This window comes from Bernardetia sp. (assembly GCF_020630935.1).
Classification (GTDB): Bacteria; Bacteroidota; Bacteroidia; order Cytophagales; family Bernardetiaceae; genus Bernardetia.
Map to the genome: position 1 here is coordinate 1 of NZ_JAHDIG010000120.1, position 6,073 is coordinate 6,073.

The window sequence follows — 6,073 nt, forward strand, 5'->3', positions numbered from 1 at the left end:
AATTAGTTACGCAAAATAGCGTGGGCAAATTCTCCCCTTTGGGTAGGTATAACCTAATGACTATTTGCCTTAGTTCTGCTGCCTACATTGTTACTTATGCTGTATCAGCTAATCTTTATCAAAATAAAGCAACAATCAAATATCATGCTCTACGAGTTATTGCTGAACAACACAATAATAACCGAATTCAAAAAGAAGAGGAAATTGTTGAACGTCAAAAAGAGGTTAAAGATTTTGAACTTCAAAACACCATAGAACTCAACTCTACCATTGAAACAATGGAAGATGGGCTAGATGGTGCAGAGAAAAATGAATTTTATAAAGGCATTGAAAAAGACAAATTAAGTAAACAGCAAACGGAACAAGCTCAAAAGGAAGAACAAGCCATTCAAGAAGCTATTCGCCTAAAAGAAGAAAGACAAAAACGTCGTCAAAAAAGGCTTGGTCTAAATGGTACAATTACATCCTTATTACTATTTCTTCTTTGCTTTTGTACAAGTTGCGAGGTACAAGAAACGACTGTACGTTCTATTTTTATTGATCCTTCTGGAGGGGCTATAAATGTAACAGATGCACTTGGCTCTGGAGAAGATGCTTTAAAAGGTCTAGGAAATAGTTTAAATAATCCAACTGCTCATTATGGACAAACAGATATTTTCATATTACAGCCTCAAACAGGATTAGAACATTACAGTATAACATTACCTACTCTTTCCAAAGCTGCTGCTTTAGAAAAAAGAAGAACAGCAAAAGAGTTGAAACGATTTGTAGGAAATTGGGATAATACTGTAAGCCAGATTAACCTTCCAAAGGAGGGCTATTCCCAAAGCAGAATTGCTAAACCTCTTTTTGATGTGATTCATCACACCTTAAATCAGCCCTATAGAAAGAAACAATTGGTTCTTTACACTGATTCATTGGAACATACCAATGAAAAAAGTTTTCTCAAAATGACTCCAAAAAAAATCAGAGAAAACTCAACTGATATAATTGACTTTCTTGATTACTACTGTGAATGCGAATCACTAAAAGGGCTAGATGTCATTTTTGCATATAAGAGTCGCACAGAATCACAATACGACCAACACAGAGTAGAAGTTGAACGAGTTTATCAATCTTATTTTATCACTAAGGGAGCGACAGTAAGTCGCTTCCAAACTCAAAATGAAATATTATGATTAGAGCAATCTTTGAAGCAATAAAAGCAGTAATAAAGATGGTGGCAATACTAACAAAAATAGCTGCAAATATGATTAGAACAGTAGGGGAGTTTGTTGGTCAAATGATGATTACTCTAGCCACTTCTTTGTCTAGTATGCTACATAAAGTCAGCAAAAATATTAAACCTAAAGAGAAAGAAAAAGAGAATAAAGCCTCAAATGAAAAGAAGAAAAGTAATATTTTTTCTCTATTTAAAAAAGATAAAAAAGAAGCATCATGAGTAAAAATTATATAGGTGTATCATTTAGTCTTAGACTTATTTTAACCATTCTTATAGCTGCTCCAATTCATGTATTCTTTGGCTTAGATGATCCCATTGCACTTAGTATCGGGGCAGTAATTGCTTTCTTACCAAAATTAGGAAGCAGTATTTTTTCACAAGCACTAAATTTAATCTTTCATATAGGAAAGGGAATATTTTATGTTCTCTCAAATATTATACAAGGAATATTTCATTTCATTTCTAGAGTATTTGGTAAAGGCAAAAAAGGAGGTAAATATGGATAGTAGTAGATTTTTAGGGGCAAGTCTTCTGTCTGGAGGACTTGCTTATTTCATCAAATTTTATTTGGTTAGTTATAGCGTATCATTATGGATTACTCCCTTATTGATGCGTTTAGATTCTTTGTTTTTTTGGCAATTATGGGTAGGTCTTTTTATTCTTTTTTTATATCCTGAAAAGATATTTAAAACATTAGGGCAGGGAAGTAAAAGCATTTTTATTTTAGTTACGAGTTTGGTAGTTACCCTCAAAACATATCTAGGTACTATCAATTTCATGTTTTGGAAAAAGAAGAAAAAACTTTTCGGAAATGCAGAATTTGCCGACTTCTGGACGAGACGCAAATTTTTAAAAAGTAGTTACCAAGGCTTTAGCATTGGCTCAAAGGTTAGTATCAGTAAAAATGATTCTTATGCAGGGATGATTGTGGTCGGTCCTCCAAGTTCAGGAAAGTCAACTATTACTGCTTTTCCTTCTTTACTTAAAACCAAAAACGCTTCTTGGATTGTTATGGATCCGAGTCAAGAGTTATATGAAACAAGTGGATACCTCCATGAGAATGGTTATAATATTCTTCGGCTCAATGTTAATAATCTAAAGCACTCCATCCGTTTTAATCCCTTGCTTCGATGTAAGAATACAAGTGATGTATCTAAACTATCAGAAACACTAATTAAGATGGCTTACACTTCCAAAGGGGAGTCTGACAGTTATTGGACAAGTTCGGCAAAACGCTTACTTAAATGCTTTTTGGTTGCTATCAAAAATCAAGTGCCTAGCCAAGCACATTTGCCCAATGCTTACCGTATGCTATCGGAATTTGAATTTAATCGAGAGCAAACAGAACGCTTCATTCTAGAAAATGTAGATGAAAGTACTGCCAAAGAATTTAAAGGAATTTTAGCAGCCAATAGTAAGGAGTTTACCTCCTTTCTTTCTACTGCTCAAACTGCCCTAGAGAAGTTTGGAGGAGATGATGGTATTGCTTGGTTGGTATCAGGTGACACACTTGATTTTAATTTATTCCGACAAGAAAAAACAGTTCTCTTTCTACAATTTCCAGAAATTAATTTACCTTATTATGCACCACTTATAAATATTCTGACCACTCAATTGATGGATTTTTGTATGAAAGAAAAAGTCCAAAATCAGAGATCCATTTTCTTCTTATTGGAAGAGATTGGAATACTTAGAATTAATGAACTGGATGTGTATTTATCTCAATTAAGAAAGTACAATGCAGGGGCTTTATTGATACTTCAGGACATCAATCAGTTATCTGTACAGTATGGACAAATCAAAGCAAAAGCCATACTTGGAGCAATCAATCACAAAGTTTTTTTAGGCGGCTTATCACATGAAACTTGTAAGAATATAGAGTCTATGCTTGGGCGAACAACTGTTGCAGATAGTAATGGTCGAGAGCAGGGTACAAACGTATTATTTGCCAATCAAATACGAATGCTTCCCAAGAATACAATTCTATATATTAGTAGTACTCGGAAGCCTGTGAAGTTGAAGGTAAAACCATATTATAAGCATAGGCGACTATTCAAAAGAAGTTGCTTAGAAAATTATGAGGTAGATGCTTCATTATTAAGTACAACAATAGATTCAATTGATTACATACAATTAGAGGATTGAACCATAAAGGTATGTTTGACCTCCTTTGATTTTTTGACTTTCAAAGAAATCTGTGCTATAAGTAGGATTAATCTTATTTAATCCTACTGAACATGGATAACAGCATTACCAATATCGTGTTGAAAATTATCTTTTCTCCTTTGGCTCTAGTCTTTAGAGTATTGGCGAAACTTTCAGATGTGATTATCCTCCCCATCCAGAGGCTTCATTTTCTGTTTCGATGTCATTCCAAATCTTTTGTACTCGGAATTTATGATCGTATCAAAGGAGCAAAGCAAAACCGTTGGACAATTCATCAAAAAATCTATCAGCAAATAGTCCAAAAGCTAAAAGAGGAAAAGGCAGATTTAGACTTTCACACAGAGTTTATTATTCAAATGTTAACCATAGAAAAAAAATATTCTTATGAAAATTCAGCTTACTAAAAAGGAAGAACAAGAGATTACTTTAAAAGCTCAAAAAAAGGCAACTCAACAATTTATACAATGGAAAAGAAACGTTAATAGTGGCTTTGTGGGATGGCTTATGCCACTACCTAAATGGGTAGCTAAACGTCAACACAGAGCCTTTTTCCAACAAGCCATTGATGAACTCACAGAGCAAAAAAAGATGGAAAAAGAGTTGGAAAAAACAAGCGAATGGAAGCAAGTTTTCCCAAACAAAAAGCGAGAAAAAGACCTTGCCGATCTGCGTAAAAAGAACCAAGAAAGGCAAAATGAAAGAGGGCGATATGGGCAAGAAAAGGATGGTAGGGAGCGATAATTTATCGTTTTCTACCATTGTTATTTTTTCTATTTCGTTCCTGTTCTCGCTCTCGTTTCTCTCGTAATCGTCTCAAATCAGCTAAATCTTTTTCAATTCTACGCTCTGTTTCTAGGGCTACTTTTTTATTGGAAAGTATCAATTCCATTTTTTTATTATACTTAGTTTTCGCAGCCAAAGTGGTAAAACGATACTTCTTATTATTGACCACAATACCTGTCGCTTGTCCCCTTCTTTCATACACTTGATAGCCCTTCCCTTTGATTTCTTTCACAAGTGTTTTGAGATTATGAGCTTTAGAAATAGCTGCTTCAAATTCTTCTAAAATCAAAGCAAATATTGAAAATTTAGCAGTTCGTTTTTCCATTTGCCTCTTGACCTTTTCCTGTTTGGTACGGTTGTATTTTTGCTTCTTCTGAACACCATCCCTACTTTGTACATAGGATTTAGAGAGCTGCGGATAGTTGGACAATTGATACTCCTCCATTGCCCTACGTTGCCCCTTAAACTGCTCCTTACTCACTCGCATTGAACGATTGTTTCCTTGCTCATTCCCACTTATCATAAAATGGATATGAACATGATCTTTATCAAAATGAGGACGTGCTAAAACCAAACCATTCTTCGCCCTTAATTCGATGTATTTTCGAGCCATATCATAGAGCATAGAGCGAGTCATTTTGTCTTGATCTTCTGGAGCAAAACTCGCTATTTCATGGTACATGGTTACACCATTTTTACGCCTTCTTCGTTGCTTATCATTCTCTAAAAAAGCATTGGCAATTTCCTCTGTATTCTCCAAATCTACCCCATAATCTTGAAAATTATGTAACAAAATAAAGTCTCTTTCATCCCTCTTTTCTTCCTCTATTTCCTCCCCATCTGCCCTATGCAAATGTTCCTCATAGATGTAGCCGACTAGCTGACGAAAAGAAATATCTTTTCGGGTATTGCTGTTAATTATCATAACTTAACGCTTTTACAATCGCTCGATTAACTCAAGAAATCGCTGTTTTTCAGAAGGATTTTTGCTTAAATAATTGCTCAACACTTCCTCTATTTCGGGCGGTTCTGTCAAAAAAGTATTTACTTTTTGTTTACATTTTTTTACCACTTTCAGTAATTTTTCATAGTGGGCAGCATCATTATAAGCCCTTATTGCATGAAGCTGATGAACGACTTGATTGATGTTTGAACCGATGGAATTTAGCTCTGCAATAAGGTCATATACAAGGCTTTCATCAGGAGCAATATATTCCTTTTTGGAGTATGCAATTGCTGCTTCTCGAACATAAGTAGAAACTCTTTTTTTATGTTCTTTGGCAACTCTACAAAGCAATTGATACTCTCTAAATGTAGGATTAATTTTAATGGCTTTTTGATTGGCTTCTTTTGTTTTATAGTAGTGACTGCGATATAATTTTTTATAAGTTTCCTTATGTTTTTCTATCTTCTTTTTGGAAGTTTTTTTGCTGACTCCTTTTGATTGAAGGTACTCTTGAAGTGTTGGAAATTTCATCATAAATTATTCGCATTAATTAATACCTTGTGATAGTATTTGGGGGGATTCCAAAGGGGTCTCCCTTTTGGCAAGATAGCAATTCCGTGTCATTTCTCAAAACTTCGTGACGGAATTGCAATCTTGCCAAGCATACACCACCACTTTATACTTTTACACCACCAAGCCTTCACTCCTCCCTTTTATACCATCTTGTTGCAACTCCACTTATATGATCTACAAAAGACTTCAAAAAAAATTCTTTGCAACCAAAAGAAAAAAGATAAGGGTACAGTAGCCTTTTATCCTTCCTTTACATTCATAAAAACAACACTTCAAAAAGGTTTACAAAAACAAACGTAACTACACTAAAAAAAGAGAAGCACACTATTTCATGTACTCCTCCTATTCTTCAATTCAATGGTAAAAAAATAATGCTGTAAAAT

At 34.4% G+C, this 6,073-nt stretch carries 8 protein-coding genes; 6 read left to right on the top strand and 2 right to left on the bottom strand.

What is annotated here, in order from left to right:
- The 6 genes from QZ659_RS19785 to QZ659_RS19810 all read left to right on the top strand — a co-directional run.
- A partial coding sequence (locus tag QZ659_RS19785; protein WP_291728705.1) for a hypothetical protein occupies window positions 1-1,178 on the top strand: 1,178 nt, incomplete at its 5' end.
- Window positions 1,175-1,441, top strand: a complete 267-nt coding sequence (locus QZ659_RS19790; RefSeq protein WP_291728706.1) for a hypothetical protein — start codon at window positions 1,175-1,177, stop codon at window positions 1,439-1,441. The genes QZ659_RS19785 and QZ659_RS19790, both read left to right, overlap by 4 nt.
- On the top strand, window positions 1,438-1,728 hold the full coding sequence (locus QZ659_RS19795) for a hypothetical protein (RefSeq protein ID WP_291728707.1): 291 nt from the start codon (window positions 1,438-1,440) through the stop codon (window positions 1,726-1,728). Before QZ659_RS19790 ends, QZ659_RS19795 begins: the two co-directional genes overlap by 4 nt.
- Window positions 1,721-3,367, top strand: coding sequence for a type IV secretory system conjugative DNA transfer family protein (locus tag QZ659_RS19800; RefSeq protein WP_291728708.1), 1,647 nt, complete (start codon window positions 1,721-1,723; stop codon window positions 3,365-3,367). Before QZ659_RS19795 ends, QZ659_RS19800 begins: the two co-directional genes overlap by 8 nt.
- Before the next feature lie 92 nt (window positions 3,368-3,459).
- A complete protein-coding gene (locus QZ659_RS19805; protein ID WP_291728709.1) occupies window positions 3,460-3,792 on the top strand; it encodes a hypothetical protein in 333 nt (110 codons plus the stop codon).
- Complete coding sequence (locus tag QZ659_RS19810) at window positions 3,773-4,129, top strand: hypothetical protein (protein WP_291728710.1); 357 nt, start codon at window positions 3,773-3,775, stop codon at window positions 4,127-4,129. The genes QZ659_RS19805 and QZ659_RS19810 overlap by 20 nt, the downstream gene beginning before the upstream one ends.
- A gap of 1 nt (window position 4,130) precedes the next feature.
- Here QZ659_RS19810 and QZ659_RS19815 read toward each other — a convergent pair whose 3' ends face one another.
- The gene (locus QZ659_RS19815; RefSeq protein ID WP_291728712.1) at window positions 4,131-5,096 is read right to left on the bottom strand and encodes a relaxase/mobilization nuclease domain-containing protein; all 966 of its coding nucleotides are present in this window, start codon (window positions 5,094-5,096) and stop codon (window positions 4,131-4,133) included.
- Between the two features lie 12 nt (window positions 5,097-5,108).
- Complete coding sequence (locus QZ659_RS19820) at window positions 5,109-5,651, bottom strand: plasmid mobilization protein (protein ID WP_291728714.1); 543 nt, start codon at window positions 5,649-5,651, stop codon at window positions 5,109-5,111.
- Window positions 5,652-6,073 lie beyond the last annotated feature (422 nt).